Genomic DNA, 23,852 nt, shown 5'->3' with positions numbered 1-23,852 from the left:
TTGGGGCGCTCGCTTGCGGGCGGTGTAGCAGAGACATGCGCTTGAGGGAATATCCGCCAGCAGCGCTGCCGGTGCAAGATGATGCGCGGAACAATTCGGCGTCGTCCGGAAACCTGTCGGCCGACAACGGCAGCACTGCCGGCGATCCGGAATTCCTCGCCCTCTCGGCGCTCGGCTTCTCCAAGCCACTGCTTTCGACGCTGACCGACAGGGCGCGGCGCAACGGAACCAGCATCGAGAGCGAACTGCTTCACAGCGGCCAGGTCGACGAGGCGGCCTATTACGGCGCCATGGCGCGTTACCTTCGCCTGCCCTTCATCGCGGCGATCGATCCGGGCTCGATCGCCGACATACCGGGGCTCGATACCCAGTTGCAACGCCCGAGCCAGGTCAGGATCAACCATCGCCACAAGGCGCCGCAAGTGGCGGTCGTGCCCGAGGCGAGAAGGCTTGCCGACCTCAAGGCGGCGCTGCTTGCAATGCCGCTGCTCGGACAGGACCTCGCGATCACCACTCCATCGGCGATCCGCCAGGCCGTCTGGAGATCAGGAGCGACGCGGCGCGTGCGCGAGACGATCAACGGGCTGTTCGAGCGTTTTCCCGAGTTCTCGGCCCGCGTGGTGCTCTCAGGCTCCCAGGGGTTTTACGCCGGGCTCGGATTGGCCGCCCTCACCACTGCGTTGATCGCCACACCGATCGAGACCCTGCTTTTCCTGCATATTCTTCTGTCGCTGATCTATTTCACGTCCCTCGGTCTGCGGTTCGCCGCCCTCACCCGACAGCAGTTCGGGAGCCCGATCCCGGTGGCCCTGCCGCCTCGAGAGGATGCGCTTCCCTGTTATACGGTGATGGTTGCGCTCTACCGGGAAGCGGCGGTGGCGGAACAGCTGATGGCCAGCCTCGGGCGGCTCGACTGGCCGCCCTCCCTGCTCGACATAAAGCTCATCTGCGAGGCGGACGACGAGGAAACGATCGCGGCGCTGAAGGCGCTGAAACCGGCCTCGCATTTCGAGATCGTCGAGGTGCCGCCGGCGGCGCCCCGCACCAAACCCAAGGCGCTCACCTATGCGCTGGGGGCTGCGCGCGGTGAATTCCTGGCAATCTACGATGCGGAGGACAAGCCGCATCCACAGCAGTTGCGCGAGGCCTATGCCCGCTTCCGGACGTCGCCGGTGGCGATCGCCTGCCTTCAGGCGCCGCTGATCATCAACAATGCCCGCGAATCCTGGATCAGCGCATTGTTCTCGCTCGAATATTGCGGCCTCTTCCGCGGGCTGCTGCCGATGCTGGCGCGCAGACAGATGCCGCTGCCGCTCGGCGGCACGTCCAATCATTTCCGCGCAGACGCCTTGCGCGCCGCCGGAGGCTGGGACCCGTTCAACGTCACCGAGGACGCGGATCTCGGTTTTCGCCTCTATCGCCTCGGCTATCGCGCGGATGTCATCACCCGCCAGACGGTCGAAGACGCGCCGACCACGATGCGCGTATGGCTCGGCCAGCGCAGCCGCTGGTTCAAGGGCTGGCTACAGACCTGGCTGGTGCTGATGCGCGACCCGCGCCGGCTGATCGGCGAGATGGGTTTTCGAGGCTTCTGCATCCTTCAGCTGATGATCGGGGGAATGCTGGTCTCTTCGCTCCTGCATCCGCTGATCGTCGTCTTCATGGGCGTTGGCACCTATTACATGCTGGAGGCGCCGGTGGACGAGATCCCGGCCGGGGTGCTCTTACTTTTCATCGTCGACACCATCAACATCCTCGGCAGCTACCTGATCTTCCTCGGGCTCGGACGGGGTCCGATGATCGAGCACGAACGGCGGCTGGTCGGCTGGCGCTGGATCGGCGTGCCGCTCTACTGGATGATGACCTCGGTCGCCGCCTGGCGGGCCGTGATCGAGCTGCGGTCTAAACCCTTCTTCTGGAACAAGACGCCGCATCAGCCGACCGGCAAAAGAAGCTGATCCCTCAGCCAGGCGTGGCATGCCGGAACATTTCCGCTCCCCGGGCGTCAGGTAGAAGGCTCTGACAATGGAGGAGACAATGCACACCTACTACCGTTATCACGGCGGCACGCCCGCGCCTGGCGCCCTTATCATCAAGTTCTATCACTCCGGCGACGAGATCCGCGGTTTTATCCGCAAGATCGCCGAACCCTCCGAAGACGACGCGATTTTTCCGGGAGAGGAAATGGAACCGGAAGCCGCCTTCCGGATGGCCGAGAACAAGAACCGCGGACCGGACAAGCCGCCGATCTTCGTCGAGCTTTCCGAGGGGGTTCAATGGGACCCTGCCTGGGGCAGATTGATGTGATGCTGGAGGCTTGAGGCCGTGGCGCCCGTGTCGTGCTTTCCCCGCGCAATTCGCGACTGCGCGCTTCCCACCTCTTCGTACAGCGGAGAACCGAGATAACCGGTCGCCGATCTGCCGCTCCCGGCAAACCAATGCTCCGGCGTTCGCAGGGAGGCGCGGATGCTTCAAAGTGGACTATTCACAACGACAGATCTTCCGTCGTATCTACCCCGGACAGAAGAAGCCGCCCCGGTGCATGGCTGAGCCCAGTTGTGATCCTCGTGCTGCGCGGCGGGAAGAAAGACATACGTGGAAAATAAGCAGTCGAATATCAGGGCGGCCGCATGGATGATGACGTCCATCGCATTGCTCCTGCTCATGGCCGTCTCGGGTCGTGCCGTAACCCGCGAGATCGACGTTTTTCAGGTGATGGAGATGCGCTCCGTCATTGCCTTTTTCATGCTGCTGCCGCTTGTCCATCGCGAAGGCGGCATCAAGGCGATGCGAACCGGCATCCTGCCAAGCCACATAGGCCGCAACGTCGCGCACTATGTCGGCCAGTTCGCCTGGCTGATGGGCCTTACACTGATCCCGCTGGCGCAGGTGATCGCCATCGAGTTCACCGCTCCCATCTGGGCAGCTCTGATGGCCGCGGCGTTTCTCGGGGAACGGCTGACATGGCGTAAAAGCGTGGCGATCCTGTTCGGTCTGGTCGGCGTGGCGCTGATCGTGCGCCCCGGTGCTGCGGCGCTCAACCCGGGTCACCTCATCGTGCTCGGAGCAGCCTTTGTATTTGCGATATCCTTCATCACCACAAAGGCCCTGACACGTTCCGACAGCGCGACGAAGATCATCTTCTGGATGCTCGTCATTCAATCGGTCATCGGAATAGTACCGGCGCTGAACGTTTGGGTCTGGCCGTCTGCAGCAACCTGGCCGTGGATCTTCCTGATCGCATTTACAGGCACATTCGCCCACTATTGCATGGCGAAGGCATTGTTCCATGCCGACGCAACGGTGGTGATGCCGATGGACTATCTGCGCGTGCCGTTGTCGGCCCTCCTTGGTTACCTCCTGTATGCCGAGGCTATCGACAGCTTCACGGCGATTGGCGCGGGACTCATTCTCGCCGGCAATCTTTTCAACCTGCGCCGTCCTAACGCCAACCGGATACAGGCCACTCCGTCCTGATGGCGGTCGGGAGAAGCCGTTCGATACCGCACCTAGTCGTTCTCCTTAAGCGGCCTGGCTGGCTGATACTAGAACACCAGCGCATTCGATGTGAGCGGTTTTGATCGGCTACTCAGCAGATAACCGCACACCCCGTCGAGCTAAAAAACCCGCCGATCTTGCATCTCAGCGGTCCCGAGCGCTTGCCTCACGCTCAGCCCGCGAGCCGACTACCCGGAACGCTTGCCCGCGCAAGGGCCATCAGCATCGGACCGACAGCGAACTCGCTTCTTTCGGTACGGCGGGTGAGATCGCGCAGATAACCACCAGCTGAGTTGATGTGCCCTCCCCTTTCGAGAATGCAGGCAATGACGGTCGCGGCATTTTCCTTGCCCATCGCCATACACGCCTCCTCATAGGCGGTAGGGCTGACCCCAAGCATGGTACGAACAACGAGCGCCGCCGCCATCAGGTCGCGCCAGTTGTCGATCCTCCCGCACGGCCCGTAGTCTGCGATCTGGGGGCAGGCCTGGAGCACAAGCCCGAGCGGGAAGGATTGCAGAGATCTCGGGGCTACGCCGCGGTTGTGGGGCGACCTTTCCCTGCTTCTGCCTCTGACCGGTTCACTCCGCGGTTGGGGATCGCCCGGCAAGGATGCGACACGCGTAATCTCCTGGCGCGGTTCAGATTCATAATTGTAGTTAAGATTAGAATTCTGTTTGTGGCGCTCAATCTGAGACTCTCTGGCGTCGATTTTTTGCGTTTTTACTCGAATTTCCAACAGGTTGATAATCTCCGAGCGCAACATTTCCATCTCCTCCAAGATGGGAGAGATGGTTTTGACGGTGGCGACACGCGGAATCCGCTCCACCAGCGCTCGGAACATGTCGAGGATCGTCCCCCAATCCCCGGGAACGCCTTCGTCGAAGGCTGTGGCAATCAGCTTGGCGACATCACGCCGGCAGACGGTGAGCCGGTCCCGGGTAATTCGCAACAGTTCCCGTTCGGCGACCACCTGAGCGGCCATGCTCTCGATCTCGGCTGCACGCGCCAGAAGCGGTGCGAGGCTGAAGCCGAACGCCTCGTTGATCTCTCCAGCGCGGCTGCGACGGGCGTAACGTTTGCCGTTCGGACTGTCCTTGCGCAGGATCAGACCGGCATCGATGAGAACGGCAAGATGCCGCCTGAGCGTCGCAGCCGTCATGCCACGGGCGCGGAGAGAGAGCTGGGCGTTCGAAGGGAAGACGACCAGGCCCCTCGCCTTGGAAATCTCGTCATCCGGGTAGAACGTCAAGAGCGCGTCAAGCACCGTCAGGGCACGATCGGTCACGCCCAGCGACGGCCGGGCCTCGCAGACGGCTCTGAACAGTTTCCATTTGTTACGGGTAATTCCGGGTTCAATCGTTTCGGCGAGTTGCTGATTTACCAACATGCCAAGCGACATCGCCCGCCGCCCAAAGGGCGTCGTCACATACCTACTCTCCATCTGCCTTCACTTTCGCTAAGGCAAAAGAAATCCGCACGCCCAAACGGCGCCTAAACTCTTGACAGTGATTCGAGGAAATGCGATTCTAGATTTGCTAAGATCTGAGAAGGGCTTCCACGACTATGTCGCTTGGGGGCCTTTTTCTTTTGCGGTTTACGCTCCTTTATTCTGTTGGAATTCTGCAAAGAGGGCCTGGAGCCTCTCCTGCACGAATTGATCGAACCCGGGCGCAGCCTTGTTATCGAAAACAAAGGTCGCGCTCGATGCGTTCTTCTTGAACTGGACCGGAACTCCGGAAATTTGCGAATTGGCAGCAGGGGCCTTGGTTACGACCGGCCTTCTGGAAGCCACCGCCAGCGCCCGATGAAACCGCTCGTCGCTTGATAGCGGCCGCGAGTTGTCCGCGGACAACTCCGCCAGAACCAGATCAGGTTCCACACTCTCAAGGCGCTCCCCCAGCTCCAGCCAGCGTCTGCGGCCGATCTCCGGTGCCGCGCCAATGGCTGTGATCAAGGTGATCGGCACCTGCCGCGTCACGATCAGCATCTTCGACAGCGCGGCCTTGTCCACGCCCAGCGCCGCCATGATGATATCGCGGGTAAAACCCCGTTGCTCGAGCCGCAAAGCGAAAAGCGCTCGCTCGATATAGGACAGGTTGGTTCGGGCGCTGTTTTCCTGCCCTTGGCTGACCACAAGCTGATCATCGGTGAGTTCTCGGACAACTGCCCGTACACGGATGCCGAGTTTCTTGACCGCAGCCAGCCGCCGATGGCCATAGGCGACCTGATAGCGGTTTTTCGTCTGCGGGTGCGGCCTCACCAGGATGGGCACCTGCTGACCATGCTCACGGATCTGCTCCACCAGCTCGTTCAGCTGAACGGCGTCGATCTCCAGTCGGTCTTCGACGAAGGACGCGTCGATAAGGCCAGGATCGATCTCGACGACGATCTGGCCTTGGGCGAGCTGCCGTTCAAGATCGTTCGCCCGTTCGACCTTCTCGGTGATGTTGCCGAGCGTTTTGGTGATCCCGCCAACAGGTGCCGGATTGCGGGCCTGTGGTACGAAGCCGGCGATAGGGCGGTTGTCTCTCGGCGCGACCGGTTCCGGGCGGGCCGAGGTGGAAGAGGATATCTCGATGAGGTTCTTTCGTGCCATCTAATTACTTCCTTCCCCACGTGGATCGGATATGGGCCTCGATCTCCGAATTCACGAGATTGAGCGACTCCCAGGCTCGATCGTAGGTGCCGCGGACGAACAGCGACCTTTCCACTTCATAGAGGGTCTGCTTCGTCACGCCGGCATCGGCGATGGCGGTCGATTTCAGCATCGCATTCTGAAGCATGCGGTTGCCGAAGATCGCGCGCATGAAGCCTGTCATCTGGCTTTGCGGGCCGTCATTGGGTTCAAATCGGGTGACGAGGTATCGCATCCAATCATAACTCGTCCGGCCCCCTGCCCTTTCGACCACGGACATGAGCTCGCTCGTCATGGTCAGGAACTGGGACATCGACATAACGTCGAGCATTTGCGGATGTACGGTGATCAACACGGACGTGGCCGCGCAGAGCGCCGACATCGTAAGGAACCCGAGCTGCGGCGGGCAATCGACAACCACGACATCGTAGAGGCTTTCGATCTCGGTCAACGCCTCGCCGATCCGCGCGAAGAACATGGTCTCCGCGGTTCCGGATGCCATTGCCTTGGGGGTTTCGTGCTCGAATTCCATGAGCTCGAGATTGCCGGGGATCAGATGAAGGTTGGGGGTATAGGTCGCGCGCACGATATCGGCGATCGGCCGCGGATCTTCATAGCGGATTGCGCCATAGAGCGTCTCAGCCTCTCCGACGTCCAGTTCCGGCTGATGGCCGAACAGGGCGGAAAGAGAAGCCTGCGGGTCGAGATCGACTGCCAGGACGCGATAGCCCCTCAAGGCCAGATATTGCGCCAGGTGCGCGGCGGTGGTCGTCTTGCCCGAACCACCCTTGAAGTTCATGACCGACACGATCTGAAGCTTGTCGGCGCCCTTGCGGGCCGGGACGTATTTCGGGGTACCGTTGCGTTCGTCGAGAACCCGGCGGATCCGGTCCATATCTTCCGCACCATAAAGGCGCCGGCCATTGGCGAGCGGATCCGGACCGTGGCCCTCGGCTGCGACTTGTCTCAGATAACCTTCGCCGATGCCTATGAAGCCCGCGGCCTCGGCAGGGGAAAAGAACCGCATCGTCTTTTGAGAAAGGGGTGGGAAGATTTTAGCCTGGTGCTGCTGGAGCTGATAGGACAGCTCCTGGGCGTCTGTTGCCAGAAGTGAAGGAAGATGCTCTTGATCGTCCTGGATAACGAGACTCGGCTGCATTTGTTGATTTCCCGTTTAACTGCGCAATTTTCACAGAAAGCGCTTTAACTGCGCAGTTATATTATGCTCCGATTCGTTACCGATTTACAAACGCTTAACCAAACCGCCATTTTCCGCGGTTTTACTGCCGAATTGCAGCCGCCGACGCGTCTTCCTGCTCTCCGTTTCCGAGCGATTTGGCGACAGGCGAATCTCGCTGATGGGATGTAGTCCGCGGACTACTCTTCCTGGCGACTCGCAAAGTAATTTGTCCCCAGACGACCGCTGACATCGTCCTTCGTCAACGGTGGTCCGCGGACTACTGCGAAGTCTTCGAAAATCTGGAGTGGGCGATCATCGCAAATGAACCCGCGTCAGGAGGCCCTGATGCATCGACCTGTCTTGCGGACGGTGATCGCGAAAGCAGCGAAAACCGGGGCGGTATGGTCCTGCGATCGATGGGTGTGAGCGGAGGCTCCGGTTGCGGTCATTCTCGGCGCGGGCTGGGACGTTGGGAGCCTGTCTTGTCGATATTCGCTTCCCGTTGCTGGCCGGTTATTCTTGTTTGGCGATCTGAAGATTCGGTTGCTGATCTGGGAGTGAGGCGTCGTTCGCCGAGCCGAGGCCACGAATGTCCGATAGTAACGACCAGGGGGCCATGGACTTGACCGCCGGCCATTCGGGCAGTTGGCGCGAGACAGCTTTGGCTTTGAAGAGGATGCGCGCTGCAAAGCTACATCGACGATTGAAGCAAGCGGCGGGATGTCATCGGAAGATGAGTGCCCAACAACAACCGGGGGAGGGCGCGTCGTTGCTCTCGTAGCCGAACCGCTCGAATGGAAAAAGCTACCGCGAAGAGGCGGCTGTCGCTCAGCGCGAATATTGCGGTTACTATGGAGGAGACCTGCGTCGCGGGGTATGGGAGTTGCATAAAGCGTGGGCGATGCAGTGACGGTTCCTTGGCGGCCGGCCGGCAGGAAGCAGCCGATCGTGCGTAACGGCGACATTCCGGATTTCAGAACTGCCGATACCTCAGGGAGGCGGAATCAGTCGGTCTGCCCGGCTTGAGATCAACGGTGGCAATCTTCAGCGCGGCAATCGACGCATGTGCATCACTGTACGCCGCAGAATTTCCTGGGTTCAATTTCAGCGGCCGGAGGCAGGGGAGGGGTGCTGCAATTTGCTTCGGGCCAAAGAAGGTCTCGCTCTTCGCAGATTGTTATAACCTGTTGGTGTACGCGATAGGTCATAAAGGCATGTCGACGAATCGGAATTTCGTCGGCATAGTCTTTTTGGGATAAGAGCAGAGGCCGGTGCATGGCGGCCTTGCGATGCGGCCCTCGCCGCGGGCGTGAAGTCTCCCTGAAACCTTCATTTTTTTGGTCGACAGTCCGTGCGGTTTTTTCAATAGAAAGGGCCTGAAACCGCACGCATGGCCTTGCCTTCACGCGTGAACTTGCTGGTACCGCACCGCCGACAGTGGACGGATCGTCAAGCCCTCAAGACCAGGCGCAGCCTTGAAACGCGCCGATGGGCAGCTTCAGGTATCGCATGCCGTTGGCTTCCGGTTCCGGAAGCCGGCCGCCATTGATGTTGATCTGCAGCGCGTGCAGGATCAGTTTCGGCATCGGCAGGGTGCTATCCCGCTTTTCGCGGATGGCGACGAACTCGTCCTTGCAGGAAGGCTGCTTGAGATGGATGTTCTCCGTTCTCTGGCGCTCCACCGTGCTTTCCCATTGCGGCTGCCGGCCGCCCGGCTGGTAGTCGTGTCCGACAAAAACTCGCGTATCCCCGGGCAGTGCCAGGATGGCCTGGATGCTGGACCACAGAGCACTTGCGCTTCCGCCGGGAAAATCCGTGCGAGCCGTTCCGCCGTCTGGCATGAACAGCGTGTCATGCACGAATGCTGCGTCGCCGGCGACATAGGTGATCGACGCAAGCGTGTGGCCGGGCGAATGGATGACGCCGACCTCGATATTGCCGATGGAGAACGTTTCTCCGTCGGAGAACAGGCGGTCCCACTGGCTGCCATCGACAGGCAGGTCTGGCCAATTGTAGATCTGCGCCCAGATTTTCTGGACATCGATCACGTGAGCGCCGATCGCCATCGGCGCACCGGTCACGTTTTTCAGGTAGGCGGCCGCGGAAAAATGGTCGGCATGCGGATGAGTGTCGAGGATCCACTGCAGGCGCAGGTCGTGCTGGCGGACATGGTCCAGCAGGGCATCAGCGTTGTGGGTCGCCGTTGAACCCGACTTCTCATCGAAGTCGAGGACCGGATCGATGATGGCGCAGGCCTTGGTTTGCGGGTCGCTCACCACGTACTGGATCGAACAGGTACGCGGATCGAAGAATGCAGCGACGTCAGGTCTATGCATAACTGGCCTCCCGAAGGTCCGGTATACGCGGGGAAAAGATCGCCCGTGCGGGATCGAATGTGTAGAACTCGGTATAGGAAGCCGCATCCCGTGCCAGCTGTGCGACAGATTGAAGGATGAACTGGACTTTCTCGTCCGAAAGCAGAACGCTCAGATTGAGCCGCGTAAAACCCGGCTTCTCGATCTCGTTGCCGCTCAGGATTGCCTGCCTGATCCGCTCCGACGTCTCGGGATCGATCGACAGCAGCCGGTGCACATACGGGCCTGCGCAGGCGCAGCCCCCGCGGGCCTGAATGCCGAACCGGTCGCTGAGCATGCGGGTGACCAATTGCTGATGAACGTAGCCGCCCTTGCCGTCCCTGATGCGAAACGAGAATATCGGCAGCCGCGCCATCGCGGCGGAGCCCAAGAGCTCGATCTGCGGCACGTCCTGCCAGGCGGCGAGCGCCCTTTGTGTGAAGATGTCGTTCAGCCGGCGGATTTCCTCCAAACCGATCGCATGCTTTACGAGGAAGACAAGTGCCGCACGAATGTCGCCTACGACATTGGGCGTTCCGGCTTCTTCACGGGCTTCCAGGCTGTCGCTGTAATCGTGGCAGGTAGGCGACACGAATTTGACGGTGCCGCCGCCCGGCCAGGATGGTTTGCTGGTGACGACGGCGTCATGCCGCACGATCAGCACGCCAGAGGCGCCCGGGCCGCCGAGGAACTTGTGCGGCGATACCACGATCGCGTCGATCTCGGCGCCTTGCTCCGGCGTCATTAAGATCGGCATGTAGGGGCCGGCGCCAGCATAGTCCCAGACGATCTTGGCGCCCGCCTGTTTCGCAAGCCTGGTGACGGCGGCAACGTCGGTCGAGATGCCGGTTATGTTCGATGCGGCCGAAAACGAGCAGATTGTCAGGTCGGCACCGGTGCTCTGAAGGGCCTCGTCCAGAAGGACAAGATCCGGGCCGCCGCGGCTGCCTTCGGGAATTTCGACAATCTCTGCGCCGCTCTCGCGCCAGGGCAGGATGTTCGAGTGATGCTCGTAAGGTCCGACGATCACGCAAACCCGCCGACCGGCAGCGATCGCATCGGTAATGCCCAGCAGGTGGACGAGCCGATTGAGGCCAGCAGTCGCGCCGGATCCCGCAAAAATGGCAGCATGCCGGCTGTCTGCTCCGCAGCATTTTTTTATGACCGACCGCGCCTCACGCCGCAGGCGGGTCATCATTCCCCCGCAATAGGAGGCCTCCGTATGGCTGTTGGCGTAATAGGGCAGGACCTCATCGAGAACAAACTGCTCGACCTGCCTGAGCGCCCGCCCCGAGGCGACGTAGTCGGCATAAACGAGATCCTTCAAGCCGAACGGCCCGTCGACCTTCGCCTTCGAACCGATCAATCCGTCTTTCAACGCGGTGATCGGATCGGCGATTTCGAGGCTGCTTTTGAACTTGCCAAGGACGGTGACGAGTTCCTTTGATGGATTGAGATCGGCCTGTTCACGCATCGTCGGTTCTCCAGACAGCAATTGACAGCGATTATAATCTCGACCACGGTCTGGAAACTTCACCTATTTTTCAGGCAACAAGCGGAAATGCGGGTCACATGATCGATAAATCTGTAAATTTTGATCATATTGATCTGAAAATCCTGACCTGCCTCCAGCGCAACGCCGCACTCTCGCAACGGGATCTGGCCGAACAGGTCGGGCTTTCGCAAAATGCCTGCTGGCGCCGGCTCCAGCGACTCCAGTCGAGCGGCGTGGTGGGCGGTTCACGCGCCGAGGTCGATCTCGAGATGCTGGGCTTTGACCTGACGGTCATCGTGATGATCCGGACCCGTCACCATTCCAAGGAATGGTCCGAGGATTTCCGCAAGCATGTCGACCGGCTGCCGGAAGTCATCGATTTCTATCGGATCGGCGGAGACTGGGATTATCTGATCAAGGTCGTCACCCGCGGAATTTCGGGCTACGACGCCTTCTATCAAAAGCTCATCACCAATTTCGACCTGGCGACCGTGACCGGATTTTTCGCCATGGAGGCCATCATTCGCAATCGGGCCGTGGACCTGAGCCGCCTGAGGTGAACGGGCGCTGCCACAGGTGAGGCCGGCGCAACCTGCTGCTGCCGGCGGGTCCATCGTGCAAATGTTATTATGTTACATTTGCAATTGACGAACGTAATAACATTACGTATGCAGCCGCGGACAGTCCCGAGGATGCGATGAGCAACGTCACCTGGAATTCGAGAACCGTCAGCTTGGCTAAGGTCAGGCCGCGCTTTCATCACCTGAGCGGCGAGCGTGATTATCGGTGCCGGGGCTCCGGTCAATCGACACAAAGCAATTGAGGACGCGGCGGAGGACGTAGCCCCACACGCTTCCGCTCAGCCCCAACCCATGACTTTTGCCACAACATCCAATCGAACGGAGAACGCAATGCGCATTGCGAACACGCTTTTACTCACGCTGATGCTCGGGGCCTCGATGCCGGCAGCGCATGCCCAGGCCGATACCCTGAAGGTTGCAGGTCCGTGGGAGATCACCGGTATCGAACCGGCCCAAACCGGATATGTCTTCAGCCGCCTTCAGGTGGCTGAGACGCTCGTGACGACTGACAAAAAGGGTGCGCTTGTTCCTGCTCTTGCCGAAAAATGGGCGGTGTCGGATGACGGCCTGACCTGGCGCTTCACGATCCGCGGCAATGCGGGATTTCACGATGGAACCTCGGTCACCGCCGAAGCCGCCGCGGCCAGCCTTCGGCGTGCGCGGGCGGGTGTCGGTGTTCTTTCGCAGGCTCCGATCGCGGATATCGCCAGCGAAGGGCAGGACATTCGAATTCGCCTGACGAAGCCATTCTCCGCGCTGCCGGCCTATCTCGTTCACTTCAGCACCATCATTCTGGCGCCATCCTCCTTCGACGCTGCCGGCAAGATCACCGGGATCGTGGGTTCTGGACCCTATAAAGTGAAAGCACTCACGCCACCGGCGCGGCTTGAACTTGAAGGCTCGAACAGTTGGTGGGGCGGTAGGCCCGGAATTGACGACGTCAACTATCTGGCCGTGGGGCAGGGGGAGACCCGCGCCCTGATGGCCGAAAGCGGCGAGGCCGACCTTGTCTTTTCCATGCTGCCTGTTTCGGTCGACCGCCTGAAGGCGAACCCGAGGCTCGACGTCCAGATTGCCACCATCCCCCGCACCCGCATCCTCAAGGTCAACGTGGCGTCGCCCTTCTTCGACCAGGCGGAAGAGCGGCAGGCAGTCAGCGCTGCGATTGACCGCGTCGGCATCGCCAAGGTCATCCTGCGCAACGCTGATCTTGCCGCAACCCAGCTCTTTCCACCGGCTATGAAGGGTTGGAATTCCGCCGATGTTCAACCGCTCGAGAAAAACGTCCAGAAGGCGAAGGAACTGCTCAAGACAGCAGGTTGGGTACCGGGCCGAGACGGCATCCTGGAGAAGGATGGAAAACGCTTCAGCGTGACACTGCTCACCTATGCGAGCTGGCCGGAGCTGCCGCCGATCGCGACAGCCTTGCAGGCCCAGCTTCGGCAGATCGGTATCGACGTGAAAGTCTCCGTCGGCAACAGTTCCGAAATCCCGGCGCGGCATCAAGACGGCACGCTGGAAATGGGACTGGTGTCACGGCTCTACTCGATCGTCCCCGACCCGATCGGAACGCTGCTCCAGGACTATGGCCCGGGCGGCAGCGACTGGGGTTCCATGGGCTGGGACAACAAGGAGATCCAGGGCATCGTGGGACAGCTTGCCGCGACAAGCGATGCCGGCGCCCGCGCGCCGCTTCAGGCGCGTGCCGTTGAAATCCTTCAGGAGGAACTGCCGAGTATCCCCGTCACCTGGTCGGAGCTTGCCATCGTCTCCAGCAAGCGGATCGCCGGCGTCGAGGTCGATCCCCTTGAAGTCAACTACGGCCTTTCCGCCATACGCTGGGCGGAGTGATGGAAGGCGCCATGAAAAACTTCTTTCTTTCGCGCCTGTTGCAGGCCGGCATCGTCGCCATCGTGGTTGGAGCCGTGTGCTTCGCCTTGATGCGCGTGCTGCCGGGTGATGCGGCTATGCGCATTGCGGCCGGCCGTTACGGCCCCGATGCCCGCATCGCCGATGCGGCAGAAAAGGTCAGGCTCGAACTCGGGCTCAACCGCCCGATTGCGGCGCAGTTCCTGGAGTGGATCGGCAGCCTGTTGCGGTTCGATCTTGGCCATTCGCTGGTCACCGGCCGGGCGGTCGCCCATGAACTGCAGGTGCAGCTCGGCGCTTCCGTCTGGTTGGCTGCGGCAGCGTTGCTTATCTCGCTTTTGATCGGCCCACTCGTCGGGCTCTTTTCCGGCCTGAAACCCGGTGGAGCCGCCGACCGCTTCGGGCTTGCCGGGGCCGTCGTCTTCCGCGCCATCCCTCCCTTCGTGCTCGGGCTGATCCTGATGCTGATTTTCTCTCGGCAACTCGGCTGGTTGCCGCCGGCAGGCTTCGGTTCACCCCGCGAGATCTTGCTCCCGGCGCTGACCCTGGCGCTCGGGCTCGCAGCCATGTCGAGCCGCGTCACCCGCAATGCGGTGGCTGCCGTCGCACGGGCGCCATACTTCGCCTTCGCTCGCTACAAGGGGCTCCCGGAGGCAGTGGTGGTGAGGCGTCACGGGCTTCGCAACGCGGCCATCCCCGTCGTCTCCTACCTTGGCCTGCAGGCGATCTATCTGGTCGAGGGGGTCGTGGTGGTGGAATCCCTGTTTGCCTATCCCGGCATTGGTCACGCGCTGGTGCATGCCATCGTCGAGCGGGACGTCCCGATGGTCCAGGGGACGGCACTGGTGATGGGACTGATGTTCGTCGCCATAAACGCGACCGTCGACCTCCTTACCTTCTGGCTCGACCCGCGGATGAGGAGAACGGCATGAGCACGATCGATCATATCTCCTTCGCGCAACCGAGATCAGGCATCGGAGCGGCACGTCTGACCGGCGCCGGACTTCTGATTTTGCTCGCCGGTTTTGCGACAATCGGACCGGTGGTCATACCGGTGGATCCGTCGGCCCAGGATTTGGGCGCGAGCCTCGCTCCAATCAGCGGCGACCACCTGCTCGGCACCGACCATTACGGACGCAGCATGCTCGCGCGGCTTGCCCATGGCGCACGCCTCTCATTCGGCATGGCCTTCCTGACCATGCTGGCGGCAGCCATGCCCGGCGTTCTGCTGGGCTTACTCGCGGCCTGGAGAGGCGGCTGGGCGGAGAAGGGGCTGGAACTCATGGCGACCGTCGTTTTGGCACTGCCCGGCCTCATGCTCGTCCTGCTTCTGCTTGCCTTCTCCCCCGGCAACTACGGGCCGCTCTTCCTCGGCCTGGCGCTGAGCCTGTGGGTGGAGTTCTACCGCGTGACGAGGGCGACGACGAAGACGATACTGTCCCAGCCGCATATCGAGGCGGCACGGATGCTGGGCTTCGGCTCGCGCTACATCCTCACGCACTATGTCCTGCCCGTCATCGGACCGATGATCGCGACCCTTGCAGCCTTCGCCATGGCAACGGCGATTGTCGCGGTGTCGACATTGAGCGCGATCAGCGTCGGCCTCCAGCCTCCCACGCCCGAGCTCGGCAGCATGATCGTCGAGCTTCTGCCCTATTTTGCCGAGGCGCCGGTGCAGGTGCTGCTTCCCGCCGGACTGATCTTCCTGCTGGTCCTTGGCCTGCAGCTCCTGGCTCAGGGAGAGCGAGCATGAACATTCAGGTCATCAACGATCTCTCGGTCACCGACCTTTCGATCCACACGGCGGACGGCCCCATCGTCTCCGATGTTTCACTGTCGTTGGGCAGGGGACATCCCCTGACGCTTCTCGGGGAAAGCGGATCGGGGAAATCCCTGGTAGCCCAGGCAATCATGGGCAATCTGCCGCCGGGGCTGCATGCGACAGGACGCATTTTGTTCAAAGGGTCGGATCTTCTCGCTGAAACACCCTCCGAACGCCGTTCCCGTTGGGGCCGTAGCATTGGCCTCCTGCCGCAGGAGCCTTGGCTGGCGCTTGATCCGACGATGCGGGTTTTGCCTCAGGTGGCAGAAATCCATCGCCATGTGAAGGGCAGCGATGCTGCCGCAAGTGCGGCCGGGGCGAAGGAAAATCTGCTGGAGGTCTCCTTGTCGTCTGCGGAGCCTCTTTACCCCTTCCAGATTTCCGGGGGCATGGGTCAGCGGGTGGCCATCGCCATGGCCCATGCCGCCGGCAGCGAGCTGTTGATCGCCGACGAGCCGACCAAAGGCCTGGACGCGATGCTCAGGGACCAGGTGGCGGCCCGTCTGCGCCAGGAAGTGGAGAATGGACGCCTCCTCCTCACCATCACTCACGATGTCGCCGTTGCTCGAGCACTCGGCGGAACCATCGGCATCATGCTGAACGGCCGGCTCGTCGAGTTCGGTCCTGCCGAAACAGTCCTTGAGGCACCCGAGCACCTCTACACCAAAGCGTTGCTTTCCTCGGAACCGTCGCAGTGGGTTCGACAGGTGCCGGCGGCATCCGGTGAACCGATGATCGCCGGGCGCGGCCTGAAAAAAAGCTATGACGGCAAAACGCTCTTCTCTGGCCTTGATATTGAAATTGCGTCCGGTGAGATCGTCTCGATCTTCGGCTCCAGCGGATGCGGCAAGACGACGATCGGCAACATTCTTCTTGGCCTAACCCTGCCCGACGCGGGCCTGGTCGAACGACACGCGAGCCTGTCGCCTCTGCGGTTCCAGAAGCTTTACCAGGACCCGCCTGCCGCCTTCGCACCGCATCAGACGATCCGCAAAGGGGTAAGGGATCTGTCTCGCCTGCACGGCAAACCGTGGGCAAGGGTGGAGGAACTGCTGGCCCGGCTGCGGCTGCCGGAGAGCTTGCTCGACCGCCGGCCGGGTGAGATTTCAGGCGGCGAACTGCAGCGTTTTGCGCTGCTGCGTGCCCTCTTGCTCAATCCCGCCTTCCTCTTCGCCGACGAGGCCACTTCTCGCCTCGACCCGGTCAGCCAAAAAGAGGTCGTCACGTTCCTGCAGGAAATCGCCGCCGAGACGGGGCTCGCCATCCTGCTGGTCACTCACGACCGGGATATTGCCGAGACGATATCCACACGGGTCATCGATCTCGGAGGTCGTGAGGGAAAAACCGTGTGAGGTCGTCGGCTACGGCGACACCGCATATTCCCGTGGTCTATGCGGAGCCGCTTTCCACGCACACCCTCGATTGGCTTGAACGTCTTTCTCAGCTCTTGCGCGGCTCCTCGGGGACGAGGCTTTCCAGGTTCAGGCCAAGCGCATCGCCAAGCTTTTTCATGGTCGGCAGGGTCACGGCCATCTCGAGGATCGAGCTGACGGTCTGGTCGACGGGGGAGGGCATGCGTTCGCCGGGCTCCCCCAAGCGGCTAAGGCCGGTGATGTGGTTGATCGAGATGCCCTTGATCTTCTCGGCCGGTTTGACCATCTCGCCGATGATGGCGGGCAGGGCGGCGAGCCGCGCCTTTTCCATCTCCATGGCCGCCAGTTCCGGCGAGCGAGTGTTTTCCGCCTCGATCCGGGCGGCCTCGCCGTCGGCCTCGGCTTTCTTCTGGATGCGCAGCGTCTCGGCCTCCTCCCGGCGGATCAGGCCGCGGGTCTTGGCGGCGATCTGGTCGCTTTCGGAGGTGATGCGCACGCGCGTCGCCTGCGCTTCCGCATCCTGTTCGGCCGCCAGCAGCGCCAGCCGCTTGCGGCGCTCGGCCTCCGCCACCTGGCGCACCGTCTCGAGGTTTTCCTCCGCGGTGATCACCGCCGCGCGCGCGTCCGCCGCCTCCGCCTTGGCCTGGCTTTCCTCCTGGCTCTTTGCCGAAATCAGGATGGAGCGATCCTGCTCGGCGATTTCCAGCGCACGCGCCTGATTGATCTCGGCCTCGCGGATGATCTGTTCGCGGGCGATAGAGGCGGACTGGATGGCGCGTTCCATGCCGATGCGGGCTTCGGCCGCCGCGGTCTCGGCCTCCGCCTTGCGGCGGGCGACTTCCGTCAGTTGCTGCGCCAGCAGCAGTTCGATCTCCTGGGTCTGCTGAATTTCGGCGCGGCGCTGTTCCAGCTCGATTTCCAGCTTGCGGCGGTTGGAATCCACCTCGGCGCGGCGCACGCTGACCTGGCTCTCGCCCTCGATCTCGGCCCGCTCCTTCTTTGACTTGGCAATCACCTCGGCAAGCTTGCGCATGCCCACGGCATTGAAGGCGTTGTTTTCGTCCAGAGCCGAGAACGGCGTCTGGTCGAACGAGGTCAGCGAGACGCTGTCCAGCTGCAGGCCGTATTTGGAGAGAGTGCCGGAGAGGGCTTCATGCACCTGTCGCACGAACTCCCCGCGGTTTTCATGCAGTTCGTCCATGGTCATCTGGGCGGCGACTGCGCGCAATGCATCCACCATCATCCCGTCAACGAGGGACTTGAGCTGATCGGCCTGGAAGGTGCGCCGGCCCAGCGTCTGCGAGGCCCGCACCACCGCGGCTTTTTCCGGGACGACCGAGGTATAGAACTCGGCGCCAACATCGATGCGCATGCGGTCCTTGGTGATCAGGGCGCTGTCGCCGGTGCGCGACACGTCCATTCGGATGGTCTGCATGTTGACGCGTCCGACCTCGTGAAAATAGGGGATCGCCAGCGTGCCGCCGTCGATCACCACCTTGCGGCCGCCGATGCCGGTGCGCACGAGGCTCACCTCATTGGTGGCCCGCTGGTAGAACAGGGCGGCCAACACGATCAGGATGGCCGCAAGAATGAGTAGGATGATGATCCAGCCCAGAGCGCTCATGGTAAAAGTCCTTTCGGTGCCGGTCAGAACTGCGGCGGGAAGTGGCGGCCGCCGCGATCCAGCGTGATCCAGCGCAGCTCGGTGAAGGCGTCCAGCGACCAGCGCCCGCCATATCGCCCGACGCCGCTGGCCTTGGTGCCGCCGAAGGGCACATGCGGCTCGTCGTTGATATTCTGGCAGTTGATGTGGCAGATGCCGGTTTCAAGCCGCTCGGCCAGCCGCAGGGCCCGCGCCTCGTCCTTCGACCACACCGCGGCGGTCAGCCCGTATTCCGTATCGTTGTTGAGCGCCGCCGCCTCGCCATCGTCGCGGAACGGGCAGACCACGACCACAGGCCCGAAGGTCTCGTCGTGCCATATGTTCATGGAGCTGTTGACGTTCGTGAGCACCGTCGGCTCGACGAAATTCTCCCAGGCGCGGCCGCCGAGCTCCACCCTGGCGCCTTTGGCCACCGCGTCGTCGATCAGTGCCTTGACGCGAAGCGCCTGGCGGGTGTTGACCAGCGGCCCGATGACATTGGAGGGATCGTTGGTATGGCCGGTCTTGAGCTTGCGGGCGCGCGCCAGGAAGCGTTCCATGAACGGTTCGAAGATCTTCTCGTGCACCAGCAGCTTCTCGGTGGACATGCAGACCTGACCCTGGTGCATGAAGCTGCCGAAATTGGCGGCGCGCGCCGCGGCGTCCAGGTCGGCATCCTCCAGCAGGATCATCGAATCCTTGCCGCCCAGTTCGACGCAGACCTTCTTGAGGTAGGCGCCGCATTTGGCGGCGATCTGGCGGCCGACGGCGGTGGAGCCGGTGAAGCTGATCGCCTTGACCTTGGAATTGCAGATCATCTCGTCGCCCACCGCGCCGACGCTGTCGCGCGAGCAGGTGACGACATTGAAGACGCCGGCCGGGACGCCGGCCTCCTCGAGGATTTCGGCAAAGTAGAGGCCGCCTGAGTACGGCGTGTCCTCCGAGGGTTTCAGCACGATCGTATTGCCGACGGCAAGGGCTGCGGCAAAGCCGCGCGAGGTCAGGATGCCCGGCATGTTCCAGGGGCTGATGACGCCGACCACGCCGAGCGGAAAGCGGGTGGCCATCATGAACTTGTGGTGTTCGGATGGCAGCACGTCGCCGATCGACTGGTAGCAGAGCGCGGCCGCAGAACGGAATACTTCCGCCACATAGCCCGCCTCGAACATGCCTTTGCCCTTCCACCCGCCGCCCTCGGCCATGGCCGCGGCACAGAAGTCGGCCTTGCGCTGATCCCAGACGTCGGCGATCTTCAGGAGCAGGTGGGCGCGTTCGTGAAAGGCGCGGCCCGCCCAGTCGCCGAAGGCCGCCTGGGCGGCATCGATCGCCCGGCGCATGTCGGCAGCGGAGCCATCCGGAATGCGCGCATAGACTGAGTTGTCGGAGGGGTTGAGGTCCTCGAAGGTGCGGGCGGCAGGCACCCATTGGCCGCCGATGAACATGCCCCTGACGGAGGGCGTGGGGGACGTGACGACATCAAGCATAATGCAATCTCCTCAGTTGCGGTTGGGATCGTGGCGCCATGCCCGGGCGCGGGCGGCGGCTTCCTCGATCTCTTTCAGGACGGATTTCAGTCGATCCTGGCTGTTGCCCATCTCAAGCGAGGGCGAGGCCGGATAGGATGGCGGGACGGCGGAGTGGCCGCGCGGCGGCGCGGACGGCATGGCGGTGCCATGTTCGGCCCGGCTGGCGCGGCTGGCCTCGGCGATGATGTCGCCGAGCGACAGGCCTCCGAGCAGCGCATCCGCCGCGCCGCGCATGGCGGGGGCAGGGGATGCGACCGGACGAGGGATGGAAGCAGACCCGGCTGTTGCGGGCTGCCCCTCTTCCCCCTGCCCGGACCTTCTCCCCGCAGGCGGGGAGAAGGGAGAAGCCGCGGCGTTTCCGTTCCCCCTCGCCCCGCTTGCGGGGAGAGGGTCGCCGAGCGCAGCGGAGGCGGGGTGAGGGGCGGCCGCATCCCGCTTAGCCACTGCCGGCAGGGCAGCAAGAGCGGCGGCCGCGATATCGGCCGGTGATGCACCCGATATCCGTGGAGGCTGGTAGGCGGTCGCAGGACCGGAAACCGCTGCAGTTGGCGTCGCCGTACGCGCGCCCGGCCGTTGACCCGATGCCGAGCCCTTGCCGCCACCCAGATAGGCAGCCTGCACCGCCGGATCGTTGCGCAGGTCCTGCGCCCGGCCTTCGTGGATGATGTGGCCATTCTCCAGCAGATAGCCCCGGTCGGCGATGGCCAGGCTCTGCTTGGCATTCTGTTCCACGAGCAGGATGCCGATGCCGGTGTCGCGCACCACCTTCAACGCCTGGAACAGCTCCTTGCAAAGCAGGGGGGAAAGACCGAGCGAGGGCTCGTCCAGTGTCAGCAGAGCGGGGTTCGACATCATCGCCCGGCCGATCGCCACCATCTGCTGCTCGCCGCCGGACATGGTCCGCACGATCTGCCTGCTGCGCTCCTGCAGCTTGGGAAAGAGCCGCAGCACGCGCTCCAGGTTGCCGGCCTCTTCGTCGCGGGCGCGGGGTGCATGGGCTCCCAGCCGCAGGTTTTCGGCAACCGAAAGGTCGGCGAAGACACCTCGGCCTTCCGGCACGAGAGCGATGCCTTCGTCGACGATCTTGTTGGCGGCAAGCCCCAGTATATCGCGGCCCTGCATGGTGATCGTGCCGGTCGCGCGTCCCTCGCAGATGCCGGAGACGGCCTTGAGAAGGGTGGATTTGCCGGCGCCATTGGCGCCCAGGATGACCACGATTTCGCCCCGGCCGACTTTGAGCGATGCGCCTTCCAGCGCACGGTGCTGGCCGTAGGAGACAGACAGTCCCTTCACCTCAAGCATCGTCGTCGTCTCCCAGATAGGCGCGGATCACGGCGGCGTCGGACAGGACTTCGGCGGGGGTTCCCTCGGCGATCTTGGTGCCGGCGGCCATGACGACGCAGCGGTCGCAGAGCGAGCGGATCGCATCCATCACATGCTCGACGAGGATAACCGTCCGGCCTTCGTCGCGCAGGCCGCGGATCAGGCGGATTCCCTCCTCCAGTTCGGTCGGGTTGAGGCCGGCAAGCCATTCGTCCAGCAGCACGACGCCCGGCTCGCCGGCGAGCACCCGGGCCAGTTCGACGCGCTTGGTGTCGATATATGTCAGCTGCCCCACCATCATATGACCACGGCCGGCCAGGCCCACCTTATCCAGCATGGCCTCGGCGACCGCATCCGCCTCATGGCCCCAATGGCGACGATAGCCGAAGACTGCACCGGCCTTGACGTTTTGCAGCACGGTCATGGAGGGCAGCAGACGCACCAGCTGGAAGGTGCGCGCCACGCCGCGCCGCGCGATATCCTGCGCGGCCAGATGGGTGATTGGTTGTCCCCGCAGGCTGATCGCCCCCGAGGTGACGGGAAAGGCACCGGAAATCAGGTTCAGCGTAGTCGATTTTCCCGAACCGTTCGGCCCGATCAGGCCCAGCACCTGATGTTCGGTTACGTCGAAATCCATGCGGTTGACGGCCACCAGGCCGCCGAAGCGCTTGGTTACGCCCCGAAGCGACAGAAGCGGGCTCATGCATAGCCCTCCGCCGACCGCATTCTCCTGGCCGCCAGATCGATCAACCCGACAAAGCCCTTGGGCAGCAGGTAGACGATGACGAGGAAGCAGACACCGAGAAGCAGGGTGGTCTGGTTGGGGAACGACACCGAGATCGCCTCCCATAGGAAGGTGAAGGGGATGACGCCGACGAGCGGCCCCCACAGCCGGCCGGTTCCGCCCAGGAGCGCCATGATCACCACCTGGAAGGACAGCATCGGCGAGAAGGCGAGCGACGGCTCGATATAGACATAACGCGGAGCGAGCATGGCGCCGGTGATGGCGGCCACCGCGCCCGGCACCATGAACAGCAGGATCTTGGCGCGCGCCGTGTCGATGCCCGAATGCCGCGCAACCGCCTCGTCGTCGCCGATGATCCTGAGCGCGAAGCCCAGCCGCGAACGGCCGATCAGCCAGCCCAGCAGCCAGACCAGCGCGGCAAGCCCCAGCAGCTGCCAATAGATGTGCATCTCGCCGATCGAGGTCAGCACGTAGATGCCCTTGGTGCCGGAGATGTTCTGGCTCCAGGTGATGATCTGGCGCACGAATTCGGCCAGCCCCAGCGTGAAGATCACGAAGTAGACGCCCGACAGGCGCAGCGTCGCCAGGCCGACAAGGGCGGCCATGACGGCGCCGCTGATGCCGGCAATCGGCAGCAATGTCCAATAGGGCAGATATTGGATGCCGATGCCTGTCACATAGGTGCCGACGCCGAAAAACGCGGCACTTGCGAGCGAGATGTAATGGGTCGGCCCGGAAAACAGCGCCCAACTGGTGGCCAGTACCGTATACATGGCAATGGTGACGCCGATGCTCAGGCCATAGGCGCCTGCCGTCCAGGGGAGGCAGGCCGCAATGGCGAGCGCTATGGCGCACAGCGCCAGATTGCCCCAGTCGCGAGAGGAAAGGGCGCTCATGTGGTCGGCCTCCCGAACAGGCCCTGAGGGCGAAACAACAGGATCACGACGAACAGCAGGTAGGCGGCTGCCAATGTCAGGCCGGGATCGATCAGGCGGGCAACGAAGGTTTCCAGGAGACCCAGCAGCAGGGCCGCAACGACCGTGCCGCGCACGTCACCCACACCGCCCATGATGACGATCACCAGCGCCTTCAGCGTGAAAATTACGCCCGTCGAGGCATCGAGCGTCAGGAAGGTCGAGATCAGGGCGCCGCCGGTGGCCGTGACCGCGCCGCCAAGCGCAAAGGCCAGCGCTGCCGTGCGCCGGACATCGATGCCGACCAGCCGCGCGCTTTCCGGGGCAACCGAGATGGCGCGGATCGTCATGCCGGCCCGGCTGCGGTTGAGCCACAGCCACAGCAGCCCGCAGATAACGACGGCGGCCAGAAACGCGGCGACGCGATTGGCGCCATAGGTATCGCCCAGGATATGGACGGGCTCCGAAAGATAGGAATAGCTGAAATAATCGCCGCCGAAAAAGGCCAGCATCAGGCCGACGGCCACGAAGGACAGACCGAAGGTCGTGAGGATGGAATCCACCTCCAGCTGGCCGCGCGATTTGGCGCGCTTTACCAGAGGGCGCAGGAAAATCAGATAGATCAGCCAGTTCAGCAGAAAGGCGACCGGTGCCACGACGAACACGGTCAGCAGCGGGCTGATCTGGCTTCCGGTCCATAACCAGAAGGCCACGAACCCCCCGGCCACCAGCATTTCGCCGTTGGCGAGGTTCATGATCCGGGCCATGCCGTATTGCAGGTTCAGGCCCATGGCGATCAGCGCATAGGTTCCGCCCAGCAGTAGCCCTGTTATGAGTATGTCCATGCCATTCCCCGGCTTGAAAGATGCCCCGGGATCCGGCTTGCGGATCC

At 62.6% G+C, this 23,852-nt stretch carries 19 protein-coding genes; 8 read left to right on the top strand and 11 right to left on the bottom strand.

What is annotated here, in order from left to right:
* The first annotated feature begins 71 nt into the window (after positions 1–71).
* The 3 genes from C5J22_RS03205 to C5J22_RS03195 all read left to right on the top strand — a co-directional run bounded on the left by C5J22_RS03205 (position 72) and on the right by C5J22_RS03195 (position 3,477).
* The gene (locus C5J22_RS03205; RefSeq protein ID WP_245440277.1) at positions 72–1,958 is read left to right on the top strand and encodes a glycosyltransferase family 2 protein; all 1,887 of its coding nucleotides are present in this window, start codon (positions 72–74) and stop codon (positions 1,956–1,958) included.
* A gap of 79 nt (positions 1,959–2,037) precedes the next feature.
* Complete coding sequence (locus tag C5J22_RS03200) at positions 2,038–2,307, top strand: hypothetical protein (RefSeq protein WP_046665464.1); 270 nt, start codon at positions 2,038–2,040, stop codon at positions 2,305–2,307.
* Positions 2,308–2,634: 327 nt separating this feature from the next.
* Positions 2,635–3,477 carry a DMT family transporter gene (locus C5J22_RS03195; protein ID WP_105437202.1) on the top strand — a complete coding sequence of 281 codons (843 nt, stop codon included), beginning with the start codon at positions 2,635–2,637 and terminating at the stop codon, positions 3,475–3,477.
* A gap of 193 nt (positions 3,478–3,670) precedes the next feature.
* Here the strand turns inward: C5J22_RS03195 and repC are convergent, their stop codons facing one another.
* The 5 genes from repC to C5J22_RS03170 form a co-directional block, all read right to left on the bottom strand.
* Complete coding sequence (gene repC / locus C5J22_RS03190; RefSeq protein WP_105437118.1) at positions 3,671–4,942, bottom strand: plasmid replication protein RepC; 1,272 nt, start codon at positions 4,940–4,942, stop codon at positions 3,671–3,673.
* A 153-nt stretch (positions 4,943–5,095) separates the two neighbouring features.
* Entirely contained in the window at positions 5,096–6,097 is a 1,002-nt protein-coding gene (repB, locus tag C5J22_RS03185; RefSeq protein WP_105437117.1) for a plasmid partitioning protein RepB, read from the bottom strand.
* Between the two features lie 4 nt (positions 6,098–6,101).
* Positions 6,102–7,295 carry a plasmid partitioning protein RepA gene (gene repA / locus C5J22_RS03180; RefSeq protein WP_105437116.1) on the bottom strand — a complete coding sequence of 398 codons (1,194 nt, stop codon included), beginning with the start codon at positions 7,293–7,295 and terminating at the stop codon, positions 6,102–6,104.
* Between the two features lie 1,478 nt (positions 7,296–8,773).
* Positions 8,774–9,652, bottom strand: coding sequence for an MBL fold metallo-hydrolase (locus C5J22_RS03175; protein WP_105437115.1), 879 nt, complete (start codon positions 9,650–9,652; stop codon positions 8,774–8,776).
* Positions 9,645–11,144, bottom strand: coding sequence for an aminotransferase class V-fold PLP-dependent enzyme (locus C5J22_RS03170; RefSeq protein ID WP_105437114.1), 1,500 nt, complete (start codon positions 11,142–11,144; stop codon positions 9,645–9,647). Before C5J22_RS03170 ends, C5J22_RS03175 begins: the two co-directional genes overlap by 8 nt.
* Before the next feature lie 98 nt (positions 11,145–11,242).
* Here C5J22_RS03170 and C5J22_RS03165 point away from each other — a divergent pair, with 98 nt between their 5' ends.
* The 5 genes from C5J22_RS03165 to C5J22_RS03145 all read left to right on the top strand — a co-directional run bounded on the left by C5J22_RS03165 (position 11,243) and on the right by C5J22_RS03145 (position 16,789).
* Positions 11,243–11,725 carry an Lrp/AsnC family transcriptional regulator gene (locus C5J22_RS03165; RefSeq protein ID WP_105432261.1) on the top strand — a complete coding sequence of 161 codons (483 nt, stop codon included), beginning with the start codon at positions 11,243–11,245 and terminating at the stop codon, positions 11,723–11,725.
* Between the two features lie 351 nt (positions 11,726–12,076).
* Positions 12,077–13,597 (top strand): ABC transporter substrate-binding protein, encoded by a 1,521-nt coding sequence (locus C5J22_RS03160; protein WP_105437113.1) that lies wholly within the window; start codon positions 12,077–12,079, stop codon positions 13,595–13,597.
* Positions 13,598–13,608: 11 nt separating this feature from the next.
* A complete protein-coding gene (locus C5J22_RS03155; RefSeq protein WP_105437201.1) occupies positions 13,609–14,547 on the top strand; it encodes an ABC transporter permease in 939 nt (312 codons plus the stop codon).
* A complete protein-coding gene (locus tag C5J22_RS03150) occupies positions 14,544–15,368 on the top strand; it encodes an ABC transporter permease (protein ID WP_105437112.1) in 825 nt (274 codons plus the stop codon). The genes C5J22_RS03155 and C5J22_RS03150 overlap by 4 nt, the downstream gene beginning before the upstream one ends.
* Complete coding sequence (locus C5J22_RS03145; protein WP_105437111.1) at positions 15,365–16,789, top strand: ABC transporter ATP-binding protein; 1,425 nt, start codon at positions 15,365–15,367, stop codon at positions 16,787–16,789. Before C5J22_RS03150 ends, C5J22_RS03145 begins: the two co-directional genes overlap by 4 nt.
* A gap of 88 nt (positions 16,790–16,877) precedes the next feature.
* Here C5J22_RS03145 and C5J22_RS03140 read toward each other — a convergent pair whose 3' ends face one another.
* Genes C5J22_RS03140 through C5J22_RS03115 form a run of 6 tightly spaced genes read right to left on the bottom strand, consistent with a single transcriptional unit; the run spans position 16,878 to position 23,805 of the window.
* On the bottom strand, positions 16,878–18,434 hold the full coding sequence (locus C5J22_RS03140) for a flotillin family protein (RefSeq protein WP_105437110.1): 1,557 nt from the start codon (positions 18,432–18,434) through the stop codon (positions 16,878–16,880).
* 23 nt (positions 18,435–18,457) lie between these two features.
* The gene (locus tag C5J22_RS03135) at positions 18,458–19,936 is read right to left on the bottom strand and encodes an aldehyde dehydrogenase family protein (RefSeq protein ID WP_105437109.1); all 1,479 of its coding nucleotides are present in this window, start codon (positions 19,934–19,936) and stop codon (positions 18,458–18,460) included.
* A gap of 12 nt (positions 19,937–19,948) precedes the next feature.
* On the bottom strand, positions 19,949–21,280 hold the full coding sequence (locus C5J22_RS32020) for an ATP-binding cassette domain-containing protein (RefSeq protein ID WP_105437108.1): 1,332 nt from the start codon (positions 21,278–21,280) through the stop codon (positions 19,949–19,951).
* Positions 21,273–22,004, bottom strand: coding sequence for an ABC transporter ATP-binding protein (locus C5J22_RS03125; protein ID WP_105437107.1), 732 nt, complete (start codon positions 22,002–22,004; stop codon positions 21,273–21,275). Before C5J22_RS03125 ends, C5J22_RS32020 begins: the two co-directional genes overlap by 8 nt.
* Positions 22,001–22,942, bottom strand: coding sequence for a branched-chain amino acid ABC transporter permease (locus C5J22_RS03120; RefSeq protein ID WP_105437106.1), 942 nt, complete (start codon positions 22,940–22,942; stop codon positions 22,001–22,003). The genes C5J22_RS03125 and C5J22_RS03120 overlap by 4 nt, the downstream gene beginning before the upstream one ends.
* On the bottom strand, positions 22,939–23,805 hold the full coding sequence (locus tag C5J22_RS03115) for a branched-chain amino acid ABC transporter permease (protein ID WP_105437105.1): 867 nt from the start codon (positions 23,803–23,805) through the stop codon (positions 22,939–22,941). Before C5J22_RS03115 ends, C5J22_RS03120 begins: the two co-directional genes overlap by 4 nt.
* Positions 23,806–23,852: the final 47 nt, after the last annotated feature.

This window comes from Neorhizobium sp. T25_13, from assembly GCF_002968675.1.
Classification (GTDB): domain Bacteria; phylum Pseudomonadota; class Alphaproteobacteria; order Rhizobiales; family Rhizobiaceae; genus Neorhizobium; species Neorhizobium tomejilense.
Note: the sequence above shows the minus strand (reverse complement) of the source record. Positions and strands in the feature narration are given on the sequence as shown.

Bases quoted from the DNA above. Each gene is read 5' to 3' on its own strand.
- C5J22_RS03170 (WP_105437114.1), bottom strand. From the start codon at position 11,144: ATGCGTGAACAGGCCGATCTCAATCCATCAAAGGAACTCGTCACCGTC.
- C5J22_RS03200 (WP_046665464.1), top strand. From the start codon at position 2,038: ATGCACACCTACTACCGTTATCACGGCGGCACGCCCGCGCCTGGCGCC.
- C5J22_RS03160 (WP_105437113.1), top strand. From the start codon at position 12,077: ATGCGCATTGCGAACACGCTTTTACTCACGCTGATGCTCGGGGCCTCG.
- C5J22_RS03125 (WP_105437107.1), bottom strand. From the start codon at position 22,004: ATGAGCCCGCTTCTGTCGCTTCGGGGCGTAACCAAGCGCTTCGGCGGC.
- C5J22_RS03115 (WP_105437105.1), bottom strand. From the start codon at position 23,805: ATGGACATACTCATAACAGGGCTACTGCTGGGCGGAACCTATGCGCTG.
- C5J22_RS03155 (WP_105437201.1), top strand. From the start codon at position 13,609: ATGAAAAACTTCTTTCTTTCGCGCCTGTTGCAGGCCGGCATCGTCGCC.
- C5J22_RS32020 (WP_105437108.1), bottom strand. From the start codon at position 21,280: ATGCTTGAGGTGAAGGGACTGTCTGTCTCCTACGGCCAGCACCGTGCG.
- C5J22_RS03145 (WP_105437111.1), top strand. From the start codon at position 15,365: ATGAACATTCAGGTCATCAACGATCTCTCGGTCACCGACCTTTCGATC.
- C5J22_RS03150 (WP_105437112.1), top strand. From the start codon at position 14,544: ATGAGCACGATCGATCATATCTCCTTCGCGCAACCGAGATCAGGCATC.
- repB (WP_105437117.1), bottom strand. From the start codon at position 6,097: ATGGCACGAAAGAACCTCATCGAGATATCCTCTTCCACCTCGGCCCGC.
- C5J22_RS03140 (WP_105437110.1), bottom strand. From the start codon at position 18,434: ATGAGCGCTCTGGGCTGGATCATCATCCTACTCATTCTTGCGGCCATC.
- repA (WP_105437116.1), bottom strand. From the start codon at position 7,295: ATGCAGCCGAGTCTCGTTATCCAGGACGATCAAGAGCATCTTCCTTCA.
- C5J22_RS03165 (WP_105432261.1), top strand. From the start codon at position 11,243: ATGATCGATAAATCTGTAAATTTTGATCATATTGATCTGAAAATCCTG.
- C5J22_RS03175 (WP_105437115.1), bottom strand. From the start codon at position 9,652: ATGCATAGACCTGACGTCGCTGCATTCTTCGATCCGCGTACCTGTTCG.
- C5J22_RS03135 (WP_105437109.1), bottom strand. From the start codon at position 19,936: ATGCTTGATGTCGTCACGTCCCCCACGCCCTCCGTCAGGGGCATGTTC.
- C5J22_RS03120 (WP_105437106.1), bottom strand. From the start codon at position 22,942: ATGAGCGCCCTTTCCTCTCGCGACTGGGGCAATCTGGCGCTGTGCGCC.
- C5J22_RS03195 (WP_105437202.1), top strand. From the start codon at position 2,635: ATGATGACGTCCATCGCATTGCTCCTGCTCATGGCCGTCTCGGGTCGT.
- repC (WP_105437118.1), bottom strand. From the start codon at position 4,942: ATGGAGAGTAGGTATGTGACGACGCCCTTTGGGCGGCGGGCGATGTCG.